The sequence below is a fragment of the Streptomyces sp. NPDC002911 genome, assembly GCF_053591835.1.
This window is the reverse complement of the sequence record NZ_JBSFUO010000011.1, coordinates 75,160-99,643: the sequence shown is the minus strand read 5'-3', so window position 1 is coordinate 99,643 and position 24,484 is coordinate 75,160. Positions and strand designations below refer to the sequence as shown.

Genomic DNA, 24,484 nt, shown 5'->3' with positions numbered 1-24,484 from the left:
TCGATACCGTTCTCGTCCAGCTGGAGGTCCCACGTGACAGTCGAACCCGACGACCCCATGGCCAAGGCCAAGCGCCTAGTTCTCGGATTCCTGCCGCAGGACCGTCAGCCCAAGCCGGAGGAGGTCCAGAACGCGGTCAACGCCATCTTTGGAATGCTGGCCGCCCAGGGTGAGGGCCTTGACCGGGACCAGCTGGCCAAGGAGATCGAGGCCATGACCGCCGTGTTCCAGGAGCGGTCCTCGGGCCTCATGGACCCCAAGGGGCACGAACCGTGGCTTCCCGAGGCGAAGAACGACCGTGACTGGGACTTCTGGGAACGCTACCGGCGCTACCTCGAGGACGTGGCGAACCTACCGCCATGGGTCGTGAGGCGACTCGACCAGAGCTCCGACGACGTGCTGAGCCAGCTGGAGGACCCGCGCCGCGCCGGTTCCTGGAGTCGTAAGGGCCTCGTGATCGGCCAGGTGCAGTCCGGCAAGACCGGGCAGTACATCGGGCTTGCAGCCAAGGCCGTGGACGCCGGCTATCGGCTCGTCGTGGTGCTCGCCGGCATCCACGACGACCTCCGCAGCCAGACCCAGCTACGGATCGACGAGGGACTTCTGGGTTTCGACACTCAGCACTACAGGCGGTCCAACGAGGTCGGCAAGTCCCGGCTCATCGGCGCGGGCCGGATGCCGGGCGCGAAGAAGCTCGACATCGCCTCGCCCACGAACAGTACCGCAAAGGGTGATTTCGGCAAGAAGACCGCCTCCCACACCAACTTCCCTCTCGGCAGCTTCCCTGTGGTACTCGTCGTCAAGAAACACTGGAAGCTTCTCGAGTACGTGCGCAACTGGGTGCTCGACGTTCACGGGGCCGAGGACGAGAACGGCAGGAAGGTCGTGAAGGACCTTCCCATGATCGTCATCGACGACGAGGCCGACAACGCCTCGATCGACACGACCAAGGACGACGACGCGGACCCGACGAAGACCAACGCCGCGATCCGTGATCTCGTCAACGTCTTCGACCAGTCCGCGTACGTTGGATACACGGCCACCCCATTCGCCAACATCTACATCAACCCTGAGGCGAACAACGAGAAGGTCGGGGAGGACCTCTTCCCGGCGAGCTTCATCCGCAGCCTGCCTTCTCCTTCCAACTACCTCGGTCCTGAGCGGGTCTTCGGTCTACAGGTAGACGATGACGACGAGGAGGACACACCGCCCCTGCCACTCGTGCGTCATGTGAAGGACGCTGAGCTCTGGCTTCCTGCCAGGCACAAGTCGGGCCACGTCCCCAGTGACAAACTCCCCCAGTCCCTGCGAGAGGCGATCCTCTCGTTCGTGCTGGCCTGTGCGGCCCGGCGGGCCCGCGCGCAGACGAAGGTGCACAACTCGATGCTGGTGCACGTCACCCGCTTCACTTCAGTACAGGGACTGGTACGGGATCAGGTCGACGACTACCGGCATCTCCTCATCGACACGCTCCGGGACAGGTACGGCAAGGGCCCCGCGCTCCGTGAGGAGCTCCAAGGGCTCTGGGAGCGGGACTTCGTGCCCACCACGGATCAGTTCCCAACCGACGAGGCCGAGCCCCTTACATGGGATCAGGTTTCGGTGGAACTCCTGGACGCTATCCGGAAGATCCAGGTCAAGGCCGTGAACGGCACGTCCAAGGACGCACTCGACTACTACGAAAGCCGCAGGAGTGGTCTTTCCGTGATCGCCGTCGGAGGGCAGAAACTCTCCCGCGGCCTCACCCTGGAAGGTCTGACCGTCAGCTACTACCTGCGCTGGTCAAAGTCGTACGACGCCCTCCTCCAGATGGGGCGGTGGTTCGGGTACCGGCCGAAGTACGAGGACCTGTGCCGTCTGTACACGACGCCCGAACTCCAGGATGCCTACGTGGAGGTCACGGCCGCCACTGACGAACTTCGCCGGGAGGTAGAGGAGATGGCCACACTCGGCCTCGAGCCAACGGCGTTCGGCCTGAAGGTTCGATCTTCGTCACTGGGGCTGACAGTGACCACACCAAACAAGATGCGCAAGGGCACGAAGATCCTTCTCAGTTACTCCGGCGAAGGGCCGGAAACCGTGATCTTCAAGCTCGCCGACCGGACCGTCGCTCACAACTTCAAGGTACTTGAGGACTTCGTCCGACGACTCGACAGCACTGCCGAGCCGGAGGTGACACCAAAGGGCGACAACCTTCAGTGGAAGGGCATTGCCCCTGAGTTGGTCTCCGATTTCCTCTCCGACTATGAGACCGACCCCATGGCACAGCGGGTCCGACCGAGGCTCATCGCGAAGTACATCAACCAGTGCGCAAGGGTGGGAGAGCTGACCGACTGGACGGTCGTTCTGATTAACAGCACGACGTCGAAGTCACGGCAGGATATCGCCGGACACACCGTTGGCACCGTGACCCGCGCATCGCTCAAGGACGACTTCGAGAGCGAGGGCAGGTACACGGTCCGCCGAGTCATCAGTCCTCAGGACGAGTTGCTTGGCCTCAACGAGGCCCAGGAGAACAGGGCACGCGAAGCTGCGCAGAAGGCTGCGGAGGAGGCGGAGAAGGCTGCGGCGCCTCAGAACCCGTCGGGCAAATACATCCGACGCCAGCGCCGTCCCGATCAGGGCCTGCTGCTGATCTACCCCATCAAGCCCGTCACTACCACTGGCGTCGCGTCAACGACACCTCTCGTGGGCTTCCAGGTGAGCCTCCCTTACTCGAAGCACCAGTCCAAGACCGAGTACGTTGCCAACTCCGTCTGGCTCCAGGACGACATCTACTCGATCGTCGAGGAGGACGAGGCGTGACCGTCACCGAGGACGAGTGGCGTGAACTGGAGAGTCCCCAGAACGCGCCAGGGCGGTCCCGACTCCGCCTGTACCCGGATTCCCCGCTCGACATCTTCCTCACCGTGTCTCATCCCGGCCGACAGCGCATGCTGGTCCTGAGGGCCGATGCCCGCTCCGTCGACCCGATCGTTCGGTCGGTGGGGCGTCTCCCCCGGGCTGCCGGAATCGAGATGAGCCTCAGTGCAGTGTCCCGTGTCGAGTACGAGCTCCAGGTGATCCTTACCGCGAACGAGCTGCGTGAGGTGTTCAACCCTCTCGTCAGCGACGTCGCAGACACGGCGAAGGCTGCTCCGGCAGCCACCGAGGCCCTGGCAGCCGCCGTGGACCGATTCGGGAGGTGGCAGGACCTCCTGCGTGCCGTCGGCAGGGACGGGCTGAGCGTCGAGGCGCGTCGCGGGCTTTACGGCGAACTCCTCGTACTGGGCGACGTCCTGTTGGCCTCACTGGCTCAGTCCGAGGCTGTCGAGGCTTGGACTGGGCCCACGGGGACCAACCAGGACTTCCAGCTGCCCGATGTGGCGATCGAAACCAAGGCCAGCGCAGCGAAGCGCCCCCGCAGCATTCGCATCGCGAGTGAGCGGCAGCTGGACGGGACCGGAACCCCCGCCCTCCTTCTCTCGCTCGTGGCGATCGATGAACGACGCGGTGGGTCGGGGGAGAGTCTGAACAGGAGGGTGGACGGAATACGTCAGCAGCTCACGAATCCCTCTGCCCGGGCCCGTCTCGATGGTCTGCTCATCCAGGCTGGCTACCTCCCCGGGCACCGCGACCTCTACGACGAGCCCCGGTACACCCTCCGGGACATGCGCTTCTGGCATGTACGGGAGGACTTCCCGAAACTGGTCGAGTCGGATCTTCGTGAGGGCGTCAGCGACTGTGCGTACCACTTGAGCACCTCAGGTCTGGACGCTTACCGCGCGACGGCCGACGAAGTGAAGGAACTGATCGGGGGATCCCATGGCTGAACTCGACTTGGCCGAGTTCTCGAGGAGCCTCGTCGCCGACGTCCAGGCGACCGCCGACGCCGAGGGCACGACCACCCCGGAGGCGTTCACACGTCAGGTCTTCGAGGACCTGGAGCAGGCCGGCGTCGTGTCCAACACCTTCACCGCGTACCACAAGGCGCGGGGCCACGAAGTGCACGGTTACGGCATCGGTGAGTCCGGCGAGTCCCTGGACCTGTTCGTGACGGACTTCCAGCTGACGCCGCTGGAGACCAAGCTCACCAAAGCACAGACCGAGACGGCCTTCAGGCGGCTTCTTACGTTCGTGCTGCGTTGCCGGGACGGACTACAGCAGGACATCGACGAGTCGTTCGACGTGTATGACATGTGCTCGGCGGTCGAGAAGGCACTCACCGAGGTGCAGCGAATCAGACTCTTCCTGCTCAGCAACCGGGTGAGCACTTCGGCCGAAGTCCCGGCCTCGGACTTCGACGGCCTCCCGGTGGACCATGAGGTATGGGACCTGGCACGGCTGCACCGTCATGCGACGTCGGGCGCCCTCGGGGAGCCAATTGTGGTGCCGTTCGACCCGCCACTCGCCTGCGTCTCAGCTCCCAGCTCGGAGGAGGACCACTCCGTAGTCCTGGCGGTCATACCCGGGCAGTTGCTCGCTGAGCTGTACTCCGACTACGGCACCCGGCTCCTCGAGCTCAACGTCCGTTCCTTCCTCCAGACCCGCGGTGCGGTCAACCGCGGTATCCGCGAGACGTTGCTGCACTCACCGGGCCGGTTCCTGGCCTACAACAACGGGATCACAGCGACGGCATCCCAGGTCGACTTCGTGAGGGGACCGGACGGCGAGCCCACCCATATCTCAGGTGTCCACGGCCTTCAGATCGTCAACGGCGGTCAGACAACGGCCTCGCTCCACTACGCGCTGAGTCGCGACAAGGCCGATCTGTCCCACGCCCGAGTCCAGATGAAGCTGACGGAGGTATCGCCCCAACGGCTCGGGGAGATCGTTCCGAAGATCTCGGAGTACTCCAACACACAGAACAGGGTGACCCAGGTCGACTTCAGCTCCAACCATGACTATCACGTGGAGATCCAGCGGATCACCCGCTCTCTGTGGGCCCCTGCGACGGACGGCAGTGGCCAGGAGACCCACTGGTTCTACGAGCGGGCGCGAGGCCAGTACACGGACGAGGTATCGAAGGCCCGCACCCCGGCCAGACAGCGACAGTTCAAGCAGCTGAACCCCGTGAGGCAGAAGTTCACGAAGTCGGAACTCGCCAACTTCGTCCACTCGTGGAACCAGTTGCCGTACCTCGTGAGCCGGGCAGCGCAGAAGAACTTCGTTGAGTTCATGCTCCGCATCGAGGAGGCTCCGCCCCGCGTTGACGTCCAGTACTGCCAGCGCGTGATCGCGATGGCCATCCTGTTCAAGGCGGTGGACCGGGTCGCTGCCATCCACGGAGCGGGCAGCCACAAGAGAGCCATCACCACCTACACCACGGCCCGGTTGTCCCTGGCAACGGAACGGCGGGTCGATCTCGACCGGATCTGGCGGGAGCAGGGCGTATCGGCGGTGCTGGAGGCCGCGATCCACGACCTGTGTCCACGCGTCATGCGTGCTGTGACGAGCCCCTTGGAGGGCAACCACGTGGGTGAGTGGGCCAAAAAGGCGGCGTGCTGGGACGCAGTGTCCAGGGTGTCCTGGAAGGCACCACGCGCGCTGTCTGCGGAGCTGTTGGACCATTCGTTGGACGAGGCTGCACTCGCCGGCGGTACCGGCACCGACGAGGGAGCGGGAGAGGAAGCGGCCCTGGTTCCTGCTGACGAGTGGTACGCGATCGAGCGCTGGGCCAAGGAGACCCGCAACCTCGAGCCCTGGCAGCGGCAGCTGGCCCAGTTTGTCGGAAGGCGACTCGAGCTGGACCAGGAAGTTCCCGAGACGCAGGCTGTCCAAGCCCTGCACGCTCGCAGCGAGGCGCTGCGCCTGGGGTTCAATCCCGGCCAGTAACTGGTGGGTTCGTGTCTGAGGCACGAACCCACCGACATGTCAGAGAGTTCCCTGCTTGATCAGGTCCTTCATGGCGTCTTCGGCTCGCCTGAGGACGATCCTCCCGTCACCGTCACTGAACGCGACAAGGTCGGCACCTTGCGAGATGCCGGCCTCGGCGAGCAACCCGAGGGGAAGATCGACACGGCCGTGGTCGTCTACGTGAAGCTCAGCTGGTTCCCGAAGCATGGAGGAGAGTGTGGCATCTTCGCTGCAGAGCTTGGAACGGGCTGGAGCAACGGATATGTCAGACGCGAGCAACACGCCAGGTGGACGATGGGTCCGCACGGAGAAAGGCGATCACCTGCGCGGACGACGCGCCCGTGACACCGCGCCCGAGGTGGCGCTTCGGAGAGCTGTGCACCGGCTCGGGCTCCGCTTCCGGCTTCAGCGCAAGGTTGCGACTCGCTGCACGGCAGATTTTGTCCTGCCGCGGTATGGCATCGCCGTTTTCGTCGACGGATGCTTCTGGCACGGTTGCCCCACCCACGGACCTGCGGTCTTCAGGGGACCGAATGCCACCCTGTGGGAGGAGAAGATCGCGACGAACAAGACGCGGGACCTCCGCAACACCAAGGCAGCGGAGGCAGCCGGGTGGACCGTGGTGCGGATCTGGGAGTGCGAGATCCGACGCGACGCTGAGGGGGCTGCTCAGCGGGTGGTGGCGATTGCGGACTCACAAGGGCGCGGAGGATCGCCGCCGATCCACTAGTTCTGGGTGACGGCCAGCGTCAGCAGGTCGTCAGACAGCTCCTCGCGGCGGGCGCAGCTGGCGACGAGTGGACACTCCGAACACACCGGTTGGTCCTCCCTGCACAGGTCCTTACCGATGAGTCGAATCGCCCCCATGCGAAGTGGTGCGTCCTTGCCCGCGCCCACGAGCTTGACCAGGTTGACTCGGCCGTCGCTGAGACGGTTCGCGTGATCCGTCTCGACACCGTTCATCCGAGCTGCGACCCGTAGCGTCCCCTGGCCGACCAACATGAGGTCCTCGCCGATCAGGAGCCGGTAAAGAGAAACCTCAGCTGGCTTCATGGCCAGCTTGGCGGGGACGTCGAACCGCTTGTTCCACTGCCAGTCGTAGGGCTTCTCCACCAGCGGTTCCAAGCGGTCCACGCGGGCACGGATGGTCGTCGTGGGAGCCGCATCGACCAGTTTCTTGAACAATGCCGCGGTGAGCGTCTTCGACTTTTTGACGACGGTCATCAACTCCGCCATCGCGACCGGTTTGATCTTCGCTCCGGACAGAATAGCCACCACAGCGGCATGAAGCGGCACCGGTGTCTCGCTGGGAAGCTGATACCAGTCCCCGCCGTCGCGCCTCTGTTCCGCCCACTCCGTGAGGCCAGTCCTCACCTCCCGCCAATGGGGCTTCAGCCCGGCGGACTCCGCGGTGACCTCACCAACAGGCTTCAGTACCGAAGCGGCGGCCTCACCCAGCAGAGGGGGTACGGCGTTCCCGATCTGCCGGAAGGCGTCGCTCCGAGTACCGGCGAACCGGAACCGGTCCGGGAAGGTCTGAACGCGCGCTGCTTCGCGTACCGTGAGGGTCCGCCACTGCTCCGGATGGATGTACCAGTAGCCATCCTTGGCGATGTGCGCGGTGATCGTACGGCTGAGTTTGTCCCAAGCCAGCTTCTTGTACTTGTCCGTGTACTTGTCCGGGCTGTACCGCTGGTACTTCCGCTCCTTCTCGGTCAGCTTCTCCTGAAGCTCCGAGTACTTGGTGTCGGAGTCCATAACCTGGAAGATCCGGTAGTCGTCCTCGCGGACCCTCCGGGTCATGTGATCCCAGACCATCCCGCGAGGCGCCTCTTCGCGCATCTTTCTGGCAAAGCCGGACAGGTTGCGAGGCTTCCGATACTTCAGCTCCCGCTGTCCGATCCGCTCAGTGGGAACGACCTCCAGCTCGGGCAGGTCCCCGATCGCGTCGTGCAGGGTGGTGCGTTCCGGGTCGGGCTTCCGCCAGGTGAAGTCGTCGACGTCCTTCCTGGCCAGGAGGATGAGACGCTTTCGGTGCTGTGGAACGCCGTAGTTCCACGCGTCAACGAGCCGCACCTGCGTCGCGTAGCCGAGCTCCTCCAGCTCCTCCTCGATAGTCCGGATGACGAAGAAGTCGTCGTGAAGCCCCATGTCGGGGACGTTCTCCATGAGTACCACCCGGGGGCCGATCCGCTTGACCATGTCCAGGTAGGCGCTCCACAGCTCCTTCCGGCGGTCCTCTGGGTCGCGGCCGTGGAACTTAACGAGGTCCCGAATCTTGTTACGCCCGGCCCTGCTGAAGGGCTGGCAGGGAGGGCCTCCCGCCACAAGGTCGATCTTGGCGGGCTTGAGGATTTCCTCGAGCCTGTCGCGCTCCGCGGGGTCACCGAGATCTATCTTCAGGCTGAGGCCCGGAAAGTTCGCCCTGTGGGTGTCCAGCGCGCGTTCATCGAGGTCTACAGCTGCTGCGGTGGTCCATCCCGCCAGCTCGATGCCGGAGCTGAGGCCGCCGGCTCCCGAGAAGAGGTCGACAGCCAGCCTCTTGCCCTTACCGAAGTCTCCCAGCCAGTCCTGGAAACCCTCCGGGACGCAGCTACCCGGGTGCGGATTCAGCTTGAGGTGGTCACTGCGTTCAAGAGGTACGCCGTAGTGCCCCTTCTTCACAGCACAACCCTCCATACGCATGACATGAACGAGCACCAGGACATCACAGACGCACTGGTAGAAGCAAGGATTTCAACGAAGTGGACATCTGCGAAACCTGCTGCTCACTTGCCACGCTTCCCCAGGCAACGACGCGAATCCTCAAGATCCCCATGCCCTGCTCCCGAACTGGACGGTCCGGAGCGCTCCGAGGCGACCAATCGTAAACGACCGTGAGGTCACGGGCCGAATCTGTTCAACGAGGCGACCGCAGGGGCGACACGGTCATGCGTTCCCCTTGCTCGGCTAGCCAGCACAGATAGCCGTGGTCTGGGGGTGTAATGCGCAAGCTCTGATCCGTGCTGGAGCAGCTCGGAACGTGAGGCAAAGCACCGAGCCGCTCCCTCGCTGACGGCGTTCGCTCTCACGGTAGCGACTCCAGCCCTCGAAGCACGCAGGGACAACAATCGAGCACACTGAGTGATGCCCTGTTCGCGCGCGCCGCCCCGCACAGTCACGACAGTTAACGCTCACGGCAGTGGATCCTTGGCCCGCCGTCTCGGTCGAAATTCCCAGCAAGGGGACCCGAAGCAACCTGCACCGCCAGCCATTCCGACATGATTGGCGAATGATCCCTGAGTTCGAGGTAGAGATCGGCTACGACTACGAACTAGTCGAACTGCGGACCGATTTGACCGCTGAGGACGTGGCTGCTGGCTTCGTTGAGCACCACGACTATGAGTGCCTCGGCCTGCCCAGCTGGGAAGAAGCTGCGGAGTGCCTTGCCAGGGAGGCCGAGATCCTGGAGCAAGCTGCCCGTTCCAGCGCCCCGGACGGCATCGATACGATCCTGGTCGCGGTCCAGGAAGAGGATGACGTGGGCTTCGCCGAACTCATGTCGGAATTCCGCTGGAACGATGTCGGAGTGGCCGGCGTGAGCCTTGCCCTCAGTGCAGCTCGGACCGCCACTTTCTACTCCTGCGCCAGCGGGCTCGGCCATCACCATGCCAAGTACCCGACGGTAGGCGTCGTCCCGGACGCAGAGCGCGCGGCCCTGCTAGCCGAACTCGCGGAACGCGCAGGCTGTGGAATCGGCCAACAACGGGGCCGCTGGTACCTGTACGCCAGGTCTGTGACCGCCTTTCACGCTCTGGGCCAGTCGATCTTGAAGCACCGAGAAGCTTTTGACACCCTTCCGCAACCAGGTTGGGCTGATGGGCTCGAGGAAGAACTCGAGCGGATCAACGACTTCTGAGCGGCGGTTGGATCGACGCAGATGTGCCTGGCGCGGCTCTCACCAGCAGCCAGCGTCGCGTGGGCCGAACATAACGGTCAGGCTGGGGTGATGTCCTCGCCGATCAGGTCGCCAGTCTCCGGTAGCAGGCTCTGTTCCGTAATCGGTGGCGACGAGCGGGTGTGATAGCCGCGAGGTTGCAAAGATAGAACCGCAGGTCAATTGGGGGTTGCTCCGCTAACCCACTGCTGGTCCAAGGTATCCCCGCCTTCGGGCAGACCACACGACGACCGTGTGGCGAAAGGGCAAAGGATCAGTTCATGGCCAACCACCGAACCGACAACAGAACACCGGCGAGCAAGCGGCGGCCACCCTATGTGGAGATCCGTGTCGGCGGCTTCCGGCTCACCGTTCAACGCCTGCCCGCGCGGCTGTTGGCGACTCTCGGGCTCGTCATCATCACGTACCTGGTCGGCGGGCACCCCTGGATGCTTTGACCAGGGGGAGGTTGGCCCCGCGCACGCGTGAGCGCGGGGACATACTGGCGCGTGCCCCTCGGGCTTGACGGCGCCCCCGTCGTTTGAGCAGCAGGTGACGGGGGCGCCTGGGGTGACCAGTGCTGCGAGGAGGGGCCTCCCAACGACGCAGGGCGCCTAAAGTCCAGTCATCGGTCCGAGTCGGCATCGGAGCCGACCGAAGTAGATCCGGGCCGACAGGCTTACGGCTCCCACCGTGCGATCAGAACGTCACCAGTAAGCCTTCGCGCTCCACGGTCAGTGCCCTCTGTCACTCTGAGGCACCCCATACCGTCGTCGCTGGAGGAGAACGTGATCCCTGATCTCGGTCCGCTGGTCATCAGTCGCCGAAGCGGCGACGAGCCGATACGAGTCGACGGCGAGACCGTGGCCACCCTCGGTGACTTCTGGCGCTGGGCATGCTCCGACCTGGCCAACAACACCATGCGCGGTGTTCTGGCTGAGTACCTCGTCGCCACGGCACTGGGCGCTGCCGCCGGCACCAGAACCGAATGGGACACGGTCGACATCCGGACCGCCGAGCAGTGGCGGATCGAAGTGAAGTCGGCGGCCTACTTGCAGTCGTGGAGACAGTCCAAACCATCCGAGATTTCCTTCTCCATCGCGCCGGCCACAGGTTGGGACGCGCAGACCGACGCGACATCGGACGACGTACTTCGCCGCTCGGACGTGTACGTCTTCTGCCTGCTGCACCACCAGGACAAGCAGACCCTCGACCCTCTCGACCTTGGCCAGTGGACCTTCTACGTGCTGTCCACCCGAGTTCTGGACGACCGGTGTCCAGACCAGAAGACGATCAGGCTCTCCAGCCTCCAGCGACTACATCCCGTGCACACTGATTTCTCCGGCCTGAGCAAGGCAGTGGCCGACTGCGCTGACAATCACAGGCCATGCCCCGAAGGCCCGCCCGCCGCCACCTTGGCCCTGGGAGCCATTTGGGAGCCAACCCACTCCCCAAGCCCCTGCCACACCGCGCAAGACCAATCGGGACCACGCTTCTGACCAGGGCAAACGGCATACGCGCTGGCTAGATCAGTAACCGACCCTCATTCGGGACGAAGAGGTCGTGGGTTCAAATCCCGCCACCCCGACAGCTGAAACACCAGGTCAGGGGCCTGATCCACTTAGTGGGTCGGGCCCCTCGCGCGTTCCCGGGGCCGTCTTGGGAACGTACCTCAGGACCCGGCTCCCGGGAAGCCGCCGATGAGCTGCCGAGCAGAAGCTCGTCGATACGCCTACGGGGCGGACGCCCAGCAGAGCCGGCTCGCGGTCAAGCAGCGGACTCCACCCCCGCGGGGCAGAATCCTCCGGCGGGTCGAGGAGCGTGAAAGCGCAGTCTCCCGGACGCCGCCCCCAAGCGCTGGACCATCAGAGCGCCAAGGAGCGCAGACCCCGCCTCGACGAGGTAGGGCCAGACCGCAGCGTCGCCCCGTCCAGCAGTCTGGCCAGCGAGGCACAGCACGAGTAGGGCCCGAAGTCGGCCATTGGCTGGAACCGGCCTGCCGCGAGCAGGTTCATGCTTCCAGAGGGAGGGTGGACGAGCGCTGAGCCACCCTTGAACTGCCTCCCCGACCAATTCCGGCCACCCCGCATCGCCCGTCGGACCCTCCACGTAACCTCGCAGACATGGAGGAACCCGCACCCGGCACACCGCCGGAACCCGGCGACGCGCCCTCGGCACCCGACGCCGACGAGACGCGCCGTCGCCTCGACGCATACGCGTACCTCAGCGCGCCGGAGCGGCTGGAGTACCTCGCGATCATGCGGGTCTTCTGCGGCACGCTCCTGGCTGACCTGGCCGTCCCGGACGTGATGGCGAAGCTGCGCGAGGGCGGCGGGCCCGCCGCCGGACTCGACGCCGACCCCCTCACGGCGCGGCTGGAACAGCTGGTGAAGTGGGGGAACCTGCTGCGCGGCAGCCACACCGTGAAGGCATCCAGCATCACGGAGTACCAGCGTTCGCGGGCCCGCTACCAGCTGTCGCGGCTGGGCGAGCGCGTCCAGCGGGACGCCGACGGTGTGCTGGCCGAGGCCGACGCCGCCCGTGAGGTGAGCAACGAACTGCTCGCCCTGGTCGAGCGGGGGCTCCGGGAGCTGGCCGAGCTGGTCGCCGCACCGGGCGGACTCGCCCCGCAGGACGGGCTGGAGCGGGTCAGCACGTTGTTCGTACAGTTCGCCGGGTTCGCGGACTCTGTCCGGGACTTCTACGCCTACCTCGGCCAGGTGCTCGCCCGGTACGACCTGGACAGCGGCGAGTACCAGGGCTTCAAGGAACTCCTCCTGGACTACGTCGAGGCCATCACGGAGGACGTGTCCTTCCGCGCCCCCCGCATCTCGGCAGCGTTGGACGCGCTCTGGCCCCACCTCCCTGGCCTGTTGGAGCAACTGAACGCTCACGCGCAGGGGCTCGCCGGGCTGCCGACGCAGAGCGAGAGCCGTACAGAGACCCGCGTACAGCGCAGCCGGGGTCGCGAGCTCGCGGACTGGGAGGGGCTGCGGGGCTGGTTCAGGGACACCGACGGGCAGGGCAGCCAGGTCGACCAGCTGCGCGACGCCACCCTGCGGGCCCTTCAGTCGCTGCTGGCCAACGCCAAGCGGATGCTGCGCTCGGCCACCGGCGAGATGTCGCGGCGCCGGGACCTGTTGCGGCTGGCCCGGTGGTTCGACGAGGCCGCGCCGCAGGACGCGCACGACATCGCCGTCGCCGCCTTCGGGCTGTACGGCGCGCGCCACCTGGGCATACCGCCCGCCGCGGACGAGGTAGTGCCCGCCTACACCAGCTGGTGGACCGGCCCGGTGGTCGAGGTACCGGTCGCGCTGCGCGAGAGGGGCAGCCGCGCCCAGCGAGGCCGGACGGCGTCGGTGGAGGACCATTCCGCGCAGAAGGAACGGCTGCGGGAGGCGGCGCGTCAGCGGGCCGCTGACAGAAGCGCTGCGGCGGACGAGCTGTGCAGTGCGTCCGCCCGTTTCGACGGCGTACGGCTCACTTCGGCGGCGCTCAGCCTGCTCCTGGAGCTGCTGGCCACGGCGCTCGGGAACGCGCAGCTCAGGCGGCGCGCCGAGGCGGACGAGCGGGAGGAGCGGGGCTTCGGGCTGGACGCCGCGTGGAGCGAGGACGCCGATCTGGGCATCCGGCTCACGGTGCACCGTACGGCGGGAGCGCGCACGCTTCTCCGCTCGGCCGACGGGGATCTGCTGCTGGACGACCTGGAGCTGGTGGTCCACAGGACGGCCGTCTCGGCGGAAGGAGCGGAGCCGACCGGCAGCGAGACTCCTCCCCCTCGGTCGCACAGCGCGCCCGTCGGCGGTGCGGAGATGAGCGTGTCATGACGCTTCCCTCCGCCCACGACGTGGCTCTGGCCACCGAACGCCGTACCGCGGCAAGGCTGTTGCTCGCCCACCCGCTGGTCACATCGGACGGCCCGCACGCCGACCTCTTTCCGCTGGTCCGCAGGCACGCCGACTGGCTGGGCGGCCGGTTCCAGCAAGTGCTCGGCTACCGCCTCCTGGTCGACAGCTCCTACGCCCGGCTGTTCAAGGCCGGGCTCGGAGCCCGGTCGGGGCACCGGCTCGTGCGGTCCACCGGCACACCCTTCACACCGCATACCTACGCCTGCCTGGCGCTGGCCCTGTCGGTGCTGGTCACCGCGCCGGAGCAGCTGCTGTTGTCTCAGCTCGTCGCCGACATCCGGGCCGCGGCGGCCGATGCGGACGTCGAGCTGGAAGAGACCGGACGGGTGGCCGGGAAGCGGACGCTGGTCGCGGCTCTGCGGCAGCTCGTCGAGTGGGGTGTCCTGATCGAGACCCACGGCCACGTGGGCGTCATCGCCCAGGAGGCCGACGGGGAGGCGTTGATCACGGTCGACCGGGAGCTCGCCCGCGTCATCGTGGCCGGACCCCTCGCCCAGTCGCGGGACGGCGCCGACCTGGTCCGCCAGGCGGCGGACCCGGGGTTCGGAGGACCGCGCACCTACGTGCGCCGGATGCTCGTCGAGACCCCTGTCGTCCACCTCGATGAACTGACCGACACCGAACGTGACTGGCTCCGCACCCGCCAGCGCCGGGAGGCCCAGGCGTTCCTCGAACTCCTGGGCCTGGAGACGGAGATCCGCGCCGAGGGAGTGGCCTTGGTCGACCCCGAGGAGGAGCTGACCGACATCCACCTGCCTGGGACGGGGACCGTCGCCCAGGCCGCGTTGCTGCTGGTGGAACGACTGGTGGAGCGGCTCCGACCGGCGGAGCCCGGACATCCCGCGACCGGCGGTGTTCTCGTCGTCGGGGTCGCCGTTCCGGACGGTGCGGTGGATGAGCTTCTGGCCGAACTGGTCGCCGAGTACGGGCAGCGCAGCAACTGGCAGCGCGGCTACCTCGAAGACCCCGATGCCCTGCGTGAAGCCGTGCTGGACCTGCTCTCCCGTATGCGCTTGATCACCCCTGCCGGCCCGCTTCGATCCGAGGGCGAGGGGCTGCCGGAGGCGTACGCCGGCGAGCTGCCGGAAGGCCGCCAGGTCACCGACGTCCGCGCGGCCAGGCCCGGTGGCAGCGAGGGCTGGATCCTGCTGGCCTCAGCAGCCCGATACGCCACCCGCGTCACCGTGCGGACGGCCGGTGAGTGGCCCGGTTCCACCGACACACAGCAGGAGTTGCCGCTATGACCGCCGATGCCCGTGGTCTCGTTCCACTTCCGCGTTCAGGTCACGCGCCGACGGCGAGCACCCGCTTCCGGCTGCACCGGGCGGGCATCCAGAACGTCTGGCAGTACGACGAGCAGGAGTTCGCCTTCGGCGACGGGCGGCTGCTGCTGCGCGGCAAGAACGGGGCGGGCAAGTCCAAGGCCCTGGAGATGCTGCTCCCGTACCTCCTGGACGGCGACTCCCGGGCCCTCGATGCCACCGGCACCGGGCGGACGACGCTCGCCTGGCTGATGCTGGACGGCTTCGAGCAGACCAACCGCCTCGGCTATCTGTGGGTGGAGTTCCGAGGGACGGACGAGGCCGGCGACCACCGCTATCTGACGCTCGGCGCCGCGATCCGTGCCTCGAAGTCGGCGCAGAAGGCGGTGCCGACCTTCTTCGTCACCCCGCTGCGCGTCGGCGAGGACCTGCACCTGGTCGAGGCGGGCAAACCCCTTGCCGTCGACCGGCTCAAGGAGATCGTCGGCTCCGGCAACACGACGGACCGAGCGGTCGAACACCGTGCCCGCGTGGCCCGGGACCTCTTCGGGATCACGGACGCGACGCGCTACCGCAACCTCACCCAGCTCCTGCACCGGCTACGGCGGCCCACGGTCGGGGACCGCATCGAGCACGGCGGTCTGGCCGTCCTGCTGAGTGAGACCCTGCCCGGACTCGACGAGGACGTGGTCGAGAAGGTGGCGCGCAACCTCCACGATCTGGACACCGTGCGGGCCGAACTGGGGCGCCTGGAACGTACCGACGCGGCCTTGCGCACCTTCCTCTCCGACTACCGCCGCTACCTCGCCGGGGTCCTGCGCTCCGCGGCGCGGGACGTGAGCCGGGAACTGGACACTCTCTCCGAGCGCCGCCGGAACGCCGGGGACGCCGCGCAGCACACGAGCGTCCTGAAGGAGCGCGAGAAGGAATCGGAGGAGGGGCTGAGGACACTCCGCGAGGAGGAGGAGTCCGCCCGGACGGAACTCGCCGCTCTGCACGACAGCCACGCCTACCGCAGCCTGCGCGAGCTGTCGGAGCGCCGCAGCACGGTGGAGGCCCTGCACATCACGGCCATGACCGCCTTCGCCGCGTTGCGCGGCGCGCACGAGGCGGAGGAGAGCGCGGCCGAACGGCTGGACGAGGGCGGCGAGGAGTTGGGCACCCGACTCACCGAACTGGCCACGGAGCACCGGGAACTACTGGTCCAGGCGGAGCGGGCGGTACTTCCCGCCGCGCATCTCGGCGAGGCGGTCGCTCTGCCGCGCATCGTCCGTTCCTCGTCGACACAGACGGAGCTGACCAGCCCGGACGGGGAACCGCAGACCGTACGGCACCGACCGGTGGTGCGCGTGGACACGGCGACGGCCGAGGCCGGGCTGCGGTCCTGGCAGGGACAGCTGGGAGCCGCCGAGACCGTCGTACGGAACCGGCAGCGGATGGTACAGGAGGTGGTCCGCCTCTCCTCGCGGGCCGACGATGCGCGTAGTGGCGCGGTGCGGGCCGACGAGACGCGGGAACGGCTAGAGGGCGAGGCGGAGGAGGCCGCTGACCGTCTCGAAGCCAGCCGTCAGAAGGTCGCTGAGGAGAGCCGGGAGTACGCCGGCGAGGTCGCCGTGTGGGTGCGCGAGACGCGGACCGCAGCGGGGCCCGAGTGCCCGCCGCTGGATGCCGTCCGCTCGGAAGTGGCCTGCGCGGCCGACTCCGACGCGTCGTTTTCCTCCCGCACGCTCCCGGCCGGCATCGACACCCACGCGCGACGGACGGCACACCTCGCTCTGGAGCCGTACGCGGACGCCCTCACCCGGCACCGCGACACCCTGGCGGTCGGCGCCAGCCGACTCGGCGAGGCGATCGACCGCCTAACGGAGGAGAGGCGGGCCTGGGAACTCCGTACGGACCCGGAGCCTCCGGCCCCGTACCACCGCAGCGCGGCAAGAGACCCGGCCGGCGGCACACCCTTCTACCGGCTGGTGGACTTCGCCGAGCACCTGACGTCCGCCGACCGGTCCGGTCTGGAGGCGGCACTGGAGGCGAGTGGCATTCTCGACGCGTGGGTCAGCACGGGCGGCGCCCTTCTCGACCCGCTCTCCGGGGACGCCCTTCTCGACGCGGCTCCGGCCCACGACCCGCTGCCGGTGGCGCAGACCCTCGCCTCGGCCCTGCGACCGGTCGCGCAGCCGGAGGGCGGCATCACATCCCAGCAGGTGGAGCACCTGCTGTCAGCCATCATGCTCGCACCGGTCGCGGGGACGACGGCCGCGACTACGGTCCACTTCGACGGTAGCTGGCGGCTGGGAGCCCTCCGAGGGCAGTACCACAAGAGCGCCGCCGAGTACGTGGGCGCGGCGGTGCGGGCCGAGACCCGGCGACGGGCACTGGCCGAGCTGGAAGACCGGCTCGGGCAGACGGAACGACAGTTGGCCGAAGCCCGTACCGGGCTCGCCGCGGCCGATTCCCGGCGACGGGCCCTCACGCAAGCGGAACACGATTTCCCTCGGGCGCAGCGGCTCTCCGACTCCTGGAACACGCATGCTTCGGAGGAGAGGACGGCGCAAGCACTCGCGGCCAAGGCGGCCGAGGCGGCGCGCCAGGCGGAGGAGGCCCGCGCTCTGGCCGTTTCGACGCGCTCCGAGGCGGACGCCACCGCGACCGCCCATGACCTGCCCACCGACAGCGCCGCCCTGGACCGCGTGCGCACCGCCTTGGCCTCGCTGCTCACCGGCGTCGGCCACCTGCGCAGGGCGGTCAACGGTACGGTCGCCCGGCTCGGCGGAAGTCAGGCGGACGACCGGCGGTACGCGGGGGCCCGCGAGAAGCGAACGGAGGCGGAAGAGAGCTACCGGCTTCGCCACCGGCAACTACTCACCGCGCAACAGGATCTGCGGACCCGGGAGGCCGCTGTCGGATCGTCCGAGGAGAAGATCCTCGCCGACGAACAGGCGGCCAAGGACCGTATCGCGAACGCCGTGAGGGCCATCCCGGCGAGAGAGCGCGACCACAACGGATTGCGCGACCGACGTGTGCGGGCGGAGGAGAAGGAGGAGCGCCTACGCGAGGAACTGGCGGACCAGGAAGCAGCCGTGATCGATACCGGCCGCGCACTGCGCGGTGCTCTCAGCCGTCCGGAAGTCGTCATCGGAGCGGGGTTGGATCGTACGTCCCTCCCCGATCAGGTACCGGACGACCCGGGCTCCAACGCACGCGACCGCCTGCGCGCACTGCGAGCGCTGGCGGAAGCGGTGGATCGGAGTCTCGGCCGCAACCGGGAAGAGGTGTCCGACAGCCTTCTCCTCAAACGGCACACAACGCTGCGTGATCAACTGGCGGGCGGCTACGACGCACAGCTCGACGAACACGACGGCATCAAGGTGTGCCGCCTGCTCGACGACCACGGTTCGCACGACGTCGCGGTCGTGGGCGAGCGGATCGCCGTGGAGGCCGCCGAGGCGCGAGGACGGCTCACCGAACGCGAGAGTGAGGTGTTCCAGCGCTTCCTGACCGGCGAGCTCGGCGACCACCTCTCCACGCAGGTCATCACGGCGGCCAACCTGGTCGCGGCCCTCAACGACACGCTGAAGACCGTACGGACCTCACACGGCCTCGGCGTGGAACTCCTCTGGAAACTCAACGATGACGCCGACGCCGACGTGCGGGTGGCCGTCGAACTGCTGCGCAGCCCGTCGAGCCTCCGGACGCGCGAGCAGACCGAGCAACTGCGCGACGTACTGCAACGCCGCATCGAGGACGCCCGCCGCGCCGAACTGTCGGCCGGCTACACCGCCCACCTCCGCACCGCGCTCGACTACCGCGCCTGGTTCACCTTCCACACCTTCGTGGTCGAGGACGCCGCCCCCGGACGCAGAAGGAAGCTGACCGGCCGCACCGGCTTGAGCCAGGGAGAGCAGCGGGTGCTCTCATACCTTGTGCTCTTCGCCGCCGCAGCCGCCCACTTCACCAGCCTCGCCGACTCGGCCCCGCACGCGCCACGGCTGATCCTCCTGGACGACGCCTTCGCCAAGGTCGACGAACCCACGCACGGGCGGCTGGGCCGCATCCTCGTCGATCTGGACCTCGACTTCGTCCTCACGAGCGAGCGGCTGATGGGCAATTGGGCCGAGGTCCCGTCCCTGCACATCTACGAGTGCCTGCGCGACCCTCATGTGCGCGGGGTGGCCACGTTGCACTACACGTGGAACGGCCGCCACCGGCGTCTGGAATCGGTATGAGCGGACTTCCACCCGCCACACGCGACTGGCTGGCAGGCCCCGGTCTCGTCCGGCTCTGGAGCGCGGCACGTAAACGCCTGGAGGGCAACGGCGTGCGGTCCACCGGCTCCCTCCGGCTGACAGCGGTAAGCGCCCAGGAACGGAACGACCTGTCACTCCTGCTGGGCAAGCCCCTCACGGGTACGGCTGTGCCCGTGAGACTCGACGCGCTCGACGAACGCCTGCGGACCTCGGCCGCCGGGCTCGGGCTCAGGGAGGTCCTGGAGGAACTCGGTCCTCCGCTCACCGATCGCCGCACGGCCCGCGAGGAGAACGCGGCGCAACGGCAGCACCTCTGGTCATCGTTCGCCGCGTCCCTCGACGCCTCTCCGCTCGGCGGGCAGGAATGGACCCGGCAGTGGTCCGACGTGCTGCGCCGCACCGGTGTTCCGAGAGGCGTCATGCCCGAAGCGGCGATACGGACGCTTCAGCAGGCGGTCCGGGTCCTCACCGTGCTGCTCGATCCGGAACACGCCGGTACACGGGGCCGCGGCGAGCTGGCCGCGGCGGTGACCGGTTCGGCGCACGGCCTGGACGACGGCACCTGGCTCGCCCGCCTCGTCCAGCGCGGCATCGCCTTGGCCCACAGCACGGACCTGCCGAGCAACGCAGCCGGCCGTCGCGCGTTGTGGCGGCTCGTCTCGGTCACGCCGGACGAGGTCTCCAGCACCGTGCTGACGTACGGCCTCCGCCCCATCGGCGAGGACTGGCGTGCGAGATCACTACGGGAGCGGGCCGATCACCACGCCGAGACCCACCTGACACCCCGAGATCTGCTCGACCTGCGGCTTCATCTACCTGCCGGAACCGTCGTCCACATCTGCGAGAACCCACGCGTGGTGGAGGCCGCAGCGGATGCAGGCTGTTCCAAAGCCTTGGTCTGCACCTCCGGCAGCGCCGCGACGGTGGTCCTTACTCTTCTCGACGCCCTCACTTTCACCGACTGCCGCTTCGCCTACCACGGCGACTTCGATTGGCCGGGCATCGCGCTGGCCAACCGGATCATCCGCCGCTACCAAACCCTGCCGTGGCGCATGGCCGCTGACGACTACGAACGCCTCGCCGCTGCCGGCCAGGAGCGGGATGCTCCTCAACTACCTCTCAGCGGCAACCCGGTGGGTGCAGACTGGGACCCGGGACTCGCTCCTGCCATGAGCGCCCTGGGCGTCGCTCTCCATGAGGAGGCCACGCTCGACCTGCTGGTGGAGGACCTCGCTTGAAGCGGCACCCGACGGCCTGAGCGGTCACTCACGCGTGGCAGCGCCTCCACCCGTACGGCCTGCGCGCAATCTCCTCCCGCCCAGCTGAGGTACTGCTCCGAAGACCACGGGACGCGACCGAGAAGACGTCACGCGGTCATCGGCTGCCACTCGTCTCCTCGTGGCCGCAGGGTGGCTGGACAACCGCGCCTGAGGAAATCTCCCGCAGCAGCGTACCCAGAAGTCCGTCCAAGGACTTGTTCTCATCGAGCACCTGCTGGGCCACCTTGTGCAGGGGTTCCGCAACACGGTGGAATCGCTCTCTTACATCCAGGTCCGGCCAGGAGACAGGGAGTCGACCGAAGGCACGCTGAGTGATTTCGCGCGCAAGCCGGCCTTGAGCCGCATCGGCGAGCTCCGCGCCGCGGGAGCGCAGTTCGTGCAGGAGCCACCATCGGTCCACGGGATCGGCGGGACATACCGAGAGCACACTTCGCCCAGCTGCGGTGGGCAATGACGTGACGACGGCCCGCCCACCCGCCGCCCGAGTGGCGATCAAAATCGTGCCCGGGTCGCATACGACGCCGGGTTCGGCAGGGCCTTGCTGATCTGTGGCTCCGATGTACGGCAGAGGGGCGTTGAAAATGTCGGAGGGTGCGACCCAGGTGGCGTGGACGCCGTCGTCACCGACGTGGGCCGGAGCTGGTCTTCCGGTCCGCGCGCGGGCGATCTTGCCGAATTCGGTGACAGGCCAGGACGGACGGTGTCGTGTCCAGACCCCGTGATAGGCATCGGCGAGTTCCATCGCGTCAGCGGCGATGCTCAGATTGAGGGCGGTCTTACCCTCGATGAGGGTGACCAGTTCGTCGATCCGTTCACTCTGGTCCCGTGGCGGCAACAGGACGGGCATCTTCCTCAACGCGTCCAGACTCAGCGTCGGTTCGACGTGTGCGCTGACGTGGCGGTCGATCCACGCCCTGGCTCGTGGCGTCCGCAACCAGATTCTCAGCCACCGTGTCACAAAGGGGCTTTGGGACCTGATGATGCCGACGCTCCGGGTCGCGACCCACCCCTCATGCTCCTCGGTGACCAGAGCCGCATCACCTGCCCGCCGAACAAGCACGACGACCAAGTCGTCCCGCCGAAGCGCTGCCCGGGTCTTCCCTGACTCGGCCGTGCCCGCTCGACCGGGTTGCTGGGTGGTGATACGACCGTGCCGGATGTCGCCTGTCCGGACGACTCCCTGGTGGTCCGGCAAGTCACGGTCACTGATGCCGTAAGTGACGTACAGGTCCTCGGCAGCGTCGGCGAGCGGCATGCTCCTCCACCTGCCGGCCCGGGTCACGGAGTCAGGTTTCACAGCTCATCCAGAACACGTCGGAGGTCAAGCTCCAGCGCGTGGGCCCGGCCGAACTTCTCGTACAGCCCCTCTCTGAGTGCCTCTACGCGGTACAGCCCCGTCGGATCACCGTTGTCCAGCTCGGAGGTGTACAGAGGAGGCAGCAGATCATGGTCCCGTGCAGCGACCTCCTTGACCGACCTGGAGACACACCAGCCCGGCTCGTCCTGGTAACCAGGCCGCGTCGTGCCTTCCGGCAGCGACGGGCCTCGCCACGCGGCCAAGGTGTCGAGGATCTTCCTCACGCTCTCAGGAGCTAGTCGCCACTGGCGGCTGCCCGGTACCAGTTCCTTGGCCTTTCGGGCATCGATGAACAAGAACTGGCCCCGCCGGTCTTCGCTCCCCCAGCCCCTGTGCGGGCTCTTGTCACGATTTAGCAGCCACAGACAACTGGAGTTGCGTGTGTGGGGAAAGATTCCGGGCGGTAGCGTCACAACGCTCTCGACGAGATCTCTGCGTACGAGCAGCTCACGAATCCTCCGCTCGGCAGGCCGCAACCCGGTAGCCGCACCGTCAGCCATCAGAAATGCGGCCCTGCCCTGTGGGGCAAGAGCATGCACGAAGTGCAGAATCCACGCGAAGTTGGCGTTGTCTCGCGGCGGCGGCGCCTCCTCCGGCCAGCGCGGATCGTTCCGGATCGGGTCACGGGGCAGCCAAGGATTTATGTTGAACGGTGGATTGGCCAGCACGATGTCGTACTGAGCTTCGGCGGGTAGCGCGAGGCTGTCGACGGGCAGCCCCAGATCCGCCTGGATGCCCCGCGCAGCGAGGTTCAACCGCGCAATCTGGAGCGTGCTCGCGTGCAGGTCGCGGCCCGTCAACGCCACGTTCGTACGCAGTCCCGTCTGCTCGCGCACCTGCCGTTCGACTTCGACCAGCAACCCGGCGGACCCGCACACCGGATCAAGGACCCTTTGCCCGTCGTGCGGAGCTACCGCCGCAACCAGCAGACGCGCGATGTCGTTGGGAGTGAAGTAGTGACCGCCCTTGGCCTGAGCCGCCGACAGATCCTCCAGGCACTGTTCGAGCAGGTCGCCTACTCGTTCCACGCGGTCGACGGCCCCGATCAACTTCCTCAGGTCGCTGTCGACCGTAGCCGGGAGAGACGGCACGAAGTCCCGGCGCATGTCCACCCCATCCGCACCGAGCCCCGCCGGCAGCCATACGGACAGACACTCCTGCACGTAGGGGCCCAGAGGTTGAGGCTTGCGCGTCTGCGCGACAAGCCAGGGCCAGGAGGGTCCGCCGCCCCCGCCCCAGATGTCCTTGGACTGCTCCCTCGCCCGGTTGCGTAGGTAGATCAGACCAATAACGGTCCTGCACGCGTCCTGCGCGTTCAGGCGATCGGCCAGACCACGCGTCAGGCGCCGTACTTCGAGCCGCGCCCCGCCCTCTGCTCCCATGCCCGCTCCTCCCCTCGGCCGTACTCCGCTCTCGCCCTGGCGTTCGCCCACGACTACATCAGTCCAATCGTGGACATGGCCATCAGACCAAGAGTCAGCGTGGCTGCGAAAGTTGCCGCCCCCGCACGAATCGCGCCCGCCATGGCCGCGCCGCCGATCTTCGACACAATCCCACCCAGCAGTGCGGTGATCACCGCAGATTGCGCCACAAGTGTCATGAGCAGCAACTTGTACCCCATGCCAGAATCCCCGTTCTCGATGCCCATCACAGGACCAACAGACGCGGTTGACCGCCTGTTGGGGCCGACTTCGCTTAGCCGACTGACAGGAACCGTAGCGACCCAGCACCACTCCACGCACGAAGCACACGGTTTGGGTTTTCTCTAGGCGCGCGCCCAGAAGACAGGCTGGTTCGACTAGAGCACGCCATTTGGGTATTACGCCATATCCGATGAACCCCGGCAGATGCCAGAGGTCCGCGCGAGGCGAGGGAGGGGGCGGGTCGTTCGGGAGAAATCCGGGAGCAGACCTTGGCCGGGGTCGCCCGGCCGGATGGGGCTCGACTGCTCCGCCCACGGCCTCACACGGATGCGAACCTGTCGGCGCCTGACCGGCACGGGCGTCCCGCCGCTCCCCTCACATATGAGGTGGGGTCCGGCGGCCTGCGGTGCGCCGCCGGCGTAACGACGCCTTGTCGGTGCGGGCCTCCCTGGCCGGCCTGGGAGCGCCGCGCACCTGTTCAGTGGTCGGGGTCGACTATCTCCCTGCCTGATTCCGGAAAATCTATGGCGGTCGAGGTAGACATTGCGCGGCGGCGTGGCTATGGTTTCTCTTGTAGCCGAGATCGAGCAAGGCCCGGCAGAGATGAACTGCCGGGCAGCAGTACCGCAGTTGCAGTGCGCAGGACGGTGCGGTGGTGGAGTTTCGAAGCCAGGGTTGTTGCAGGACGGCGACGGGACTGACGACCGGACCGGGAGGCCCGCAGTGATCAGGGGCCGCCATGAGCAGTACCGCAGTTCACGTAGTAGCAGCACCTCGGTGAAGGCGTCGGCTACGGACGCGCGCACCAGGAAGTTCGGCAGTGGGGTTCCAAGCCAGAGCAGACGCAGGACGGGCGACGGGGCTGGCTGCCGAAGAGTGGCGCTGTCACAGGCACCACCGGTTGGTTCGCATCACCAGCAGTACGCAGTACCCCGCTAGGTAAGTGATTGTCCAGAGGGAAGAACGGAGGAGCCAGGCACCATCAGGATCGCCCGGGCGGAAGCCTAGAGCCCGGGTACCGCAGGACATCGATAGT

General features: G+C 67.2%; 16 protein-coding genes. 12 read left to right on the top strand and 4 right to left on the bottom strand.

Features of this window, described 5'->3' with window-relative positions:
• The first annotated feature begins 33 nt into the window (after positions 1 to 33).
• The 5 genes from ACWD04_RS18905 to ACWD04_RS18885 are packed head-to-tail and all read left to right on the top strand — an operon-like array spanning position 34 to position 6,565.
• Positions 34 to 2,805, top strand: coding sequence for a Z1 domain-containing protein (locus ACWD04_RS18905; RefSeq protein ID WP_327390258.1), 2,772 nt, complete (start codon positions 34 to 36; stop codon positions 2,803 to 2,805).
• Positions 2,802 to 3,812, top strand: coding sequence for a PD-(D/E)XK motif protein (locus tag ACWD04_RS18900; protein WP_201104453.1), 1,011 nt, complete (start codon positions 2,802 to 2,804; stop codon positions 3,810 to 3,812). The genes ACWD04_RS18905 and ACWD04_RS18900 overlap by 4 nt, the downstream gene beginning before the upstream one ends.
• On the top strand, positions 3,805 to 5,814 hold the full coding sequence (locus ACWD04_RS18895; RefSeq protein ID WP_201104451.1) for an AIPR family protein: 2,010 nt from the start codon (positions 3,805 to 3,807) through the stop codon (positions 5,812 to 5,814). The genes ACWD04_RS18900 and ACWD04_RS18895 overlap by 8 nt, the downstream gene beginning before the upstream one ends.
• Before the next feature lie 36 nt (positions 5,815 to 5,850).
• A complete protein-coding gene (locus ACWD04_RS18890; protein WP_201104530.1) occupies positions 5,851 to 6,180 on the top strand; it encodes a hypothetical protein in 330 nt (109 codons plus the stop codon).
• Complete coding sequence (locus ACWD04_RS18885; protein ID WP_451133514.1) at positions 6,098 to 6,565, top strand: very short patch repair endonuclease; 468 nt, start codon at positions 6,098 to 6,100, stop codon at positions 6,563 to 6,565. The genes ACWD04_RS18890 and ACWD04_RS18885 overlap by 83 nt, the downstream gene beginning before the upstream one ends.
• On the opposite strand, the gene ACWD04_RS18880 is transcribed toward ACWD04_RS18885, so the two are convergent.
• Entirely contained in the window at positions 6,562 to 8,499 is a 1,938-nt protein-coding gene (locus ACWD04_RS18880; protein ID WP_307823861.1) for a DNA cytosine methyltransferase, read from the bottom strand. The genes ACWD04_RS18885 and ACWD04_RS18880 overlap by 4 nt on opposite strands.
• A gap of 607 nt (positions 8,500 to 9,106) precedes the next feature.
• Between ACWD04_RS18880 and ACWD04_RS18875 the strand changes: the two genes are divergently transcribed.
• The 7 genes from ACWD04_RS18875 to ACWD04_RS18845 all read left to right on the top strand — a co-directional run bounded on the left by ACWD04_RS18875 (position 9,107) and on the right by ACWD04_RS18845 (position 20,406).
• Positions 9,107 to 9,733: a hypothetical protein gene (locus ACWD04_RS18875; RefSeq protein WP_201104447.1), complete on the top strand. Its 627-nt coding sequence runs from the start codon at positions 9,107 to 9,109 to the stop codon at positions 9,731 to 9,733.
• 299 nt (positions 9,734 to 10,032) lie between these two features.
• Positions 10,033 to 10,209 carry a hypothetical protein gene (locus ACWD04_RS18870; RefSeq protein WP_451133269.1) on the top strand — a complete coding sequence of 59 codons (177 nt, stop codon included), beginning with the start codon at positions 10,033 to 10,035 and terminating at the stop codon, positions 10,207 to 10,209.
• A 330-nt stretch (positions 10,210 to 10,539) separates the two neighbouring features.
• Positions 10,540 to 11,250, top strand: coding sequence for a hypothetical protein (locus tag ACWD04_RS18865; protein ID WP_327390262.1), 711 nt, complete (start codon positions 10,540 to 10,542; stop codon positions 11,248 to 11,250).
• 624 nt (positions 11,251 to 11,874) lie between these two features.
• Positions 11,875 to 13,578, top strand: coding sequence for a TIGR02677 family protein (locus ACWD04_RS18860; protein ID WP_451133267.1), 1,704 nt, complete (start codon positions 11,875 to 11,877; stop codon positions 13,576 to 13,578).
• Entirely contained in the window at positions 13,575 to 14,903 is a 1,329-nt protein-coding gene (locus ACWD04_RS18855) for a TIGR02678 family protein (protein WP_451133265.1), read from the top strand. The genes ACWD04_RS18860 and ACWD04_RS18855 overlap by 4 nt, the downstream gene beginning before the upstream one ends.
• On the top strand, positions 14,900 to 19,147 hold the full coding sequence (locus tag ACWD04_RS18850; RefSeq protein WP_451133263.1) for a TIGR02680 family protein: 4,248 nt from the start codon (positions 14,900 to 14,902) through the stop codon (positions 19,145 to 19,147). The genes ACWD04_RS18855 and ACWD04_RS18850 overlap by 4 nt, the downstream gene beginning before the upstream one ends.
• Positions 19,144 to 20,406 (top strand): TIGR02679 family protein, encoded by a 1,263-nt coding sequence (locus ACWD04_RS18845; protein WP_451133261.1) that lies wholly within the window; start codon positions 19,144 to 19,146, stop codon positions 20,404 to 20,406. Before ACWD04_RS18850 ends, ACWD04_RS18845 begins: the two co-directional genes overlap by 4 nt.
• A 136-nt stretch (positions 20,407 to 20,542) precedes the next feature.
• Here ACWD04_RS18845 and ACWD04_RS18840 read toward each other — a convergent pair whose 3' ends face one another.
• Genes ACWD04_RS18840 through ACWD04_RS18830 form a run of 3 tightly spaced genes read right to left on the bottom strand, consistent with a single transcriptional unit; the run spans position 20,543 to position 23,453 of the window.
• The gene (locus ACWD04_RS18840) at positions 20,543 to 21,703 is read right to left on the bottom strand and encodes a hypothetical protein (protein ID WP_451133259.1); all 1,161 of its coding nucleotides are present in this window, start codon (positions 21,701 to 21,703) and stop codon (positions 20,543 to 20,545) included.
• Positions 21,704 to 21,741: 38 nt separating this feature from the next.
• Entirely contained in the window at positions 21,742 to 23,187 is a 1,446-nt protein-coding gene (locus ACWD04_RS18835) for an N-6 DNA methylase (RefSeq protein ID WP_451133257.1), read from the bottom strand.
• A gap of 53 nt (positions 23,188 to 23,240) precedes the next feature.
• Positions 23,241 to 23,453: a hypothetical protein gene (locus ACWD04_RS18830; RefSeq protein WP_451133255.1), complete on the bottom strand. Its 213-nt coding sequence runs from the start codon at positions 23,451 to 23,453 to the stop codon at positions 23,241 to 23,243.
• Positions 23,454 to 24,484: the final 1,031 nt, after the last annotated feature.

Coding starts and splice junctions, on each gene's coding strand:
- ACWD04_RS18860 (WP_451133267.1), top strand. CDS start 11,875: ATGGAGGAACCCGCACCCGGCACACCGCCGGAACCCGGCGACGCGCCC.
- ACWD04_RS18835 (WP_451133257.1), bottom strand. CDS start 23,187: ATGGGAGCAGAGGGCGGGGCGCGGCTCGAAGTACGGCGCCTGACGCGT.
- ACWD04_RS18850 (WP_451133263.1), top strand. CDS start 14,900: ATGACCGCCGATGCCCGTGGTCTCGTTCCACTTCCGCGTTCAGGTCAC.
- ACWD04_RS18885 (WP_451133514.1), top strand. CDS start 6,098: ATGTCAGACGCGAGCAACACGCCAGGTGGACGATGGGTCCGCACGGAG.
- ACWD04_RS18855 (WP_451133265.1), top strand. CDS start 13,575: ATGACGCTTCCCTCCGCCCACGACGTGGCTCTGGCCACCGAACGCCGT.
- ACWD04_RS18890 (WP_201104530.1), top strand. CDS start 5,851: ATGTCAGAGAGTTCCCTGCTTGATCAGGTCCTTCATGGCGTCTTCGGC.
- ACWD04_RS18895 (WP_201104451.1), top strand. CDS start 3,805: ATGGCTGAACTCGACTTGGCCGAGTTCTCGAGGAGCCTCGTCGCCGAC.
- ACWD04_RS18875 (WP_201104447.1), top strand. CDS start 9,107: ATGATCCCTGAGTTCGAGGTAGAGATCGGCTACGACTACGAACTAGTC.
- ACWD04_RS18830 (WP_451133255.1), bottom strand. CDS start 23,453: ATGGGCATCGAGAACGGGGATTCTGGCATGGGGTACAAGTTGCTGCTC.
- ACWD04_RS18870 (WP_451133269.1), top strand. CDS start 10,033: ATGGCCAACCACCGAACCGACAACAGAACACCGGCGAGCAAGCGGCGG.
- ACWD04_RS18845 (WP_451133261.1), top strand. CDS start 19,144: ATGAGCGGACTTCCACCCGCCACACGCGACTGGCTGGCAGGCCCCGGT.
- ACWD04_RS18840 (WP_451133259.1), bottom strand. CDS start 21,703: ATGCCGCTCGCCGACGCTGCCGAGGACCTGTACGTCACTTACGGCATC.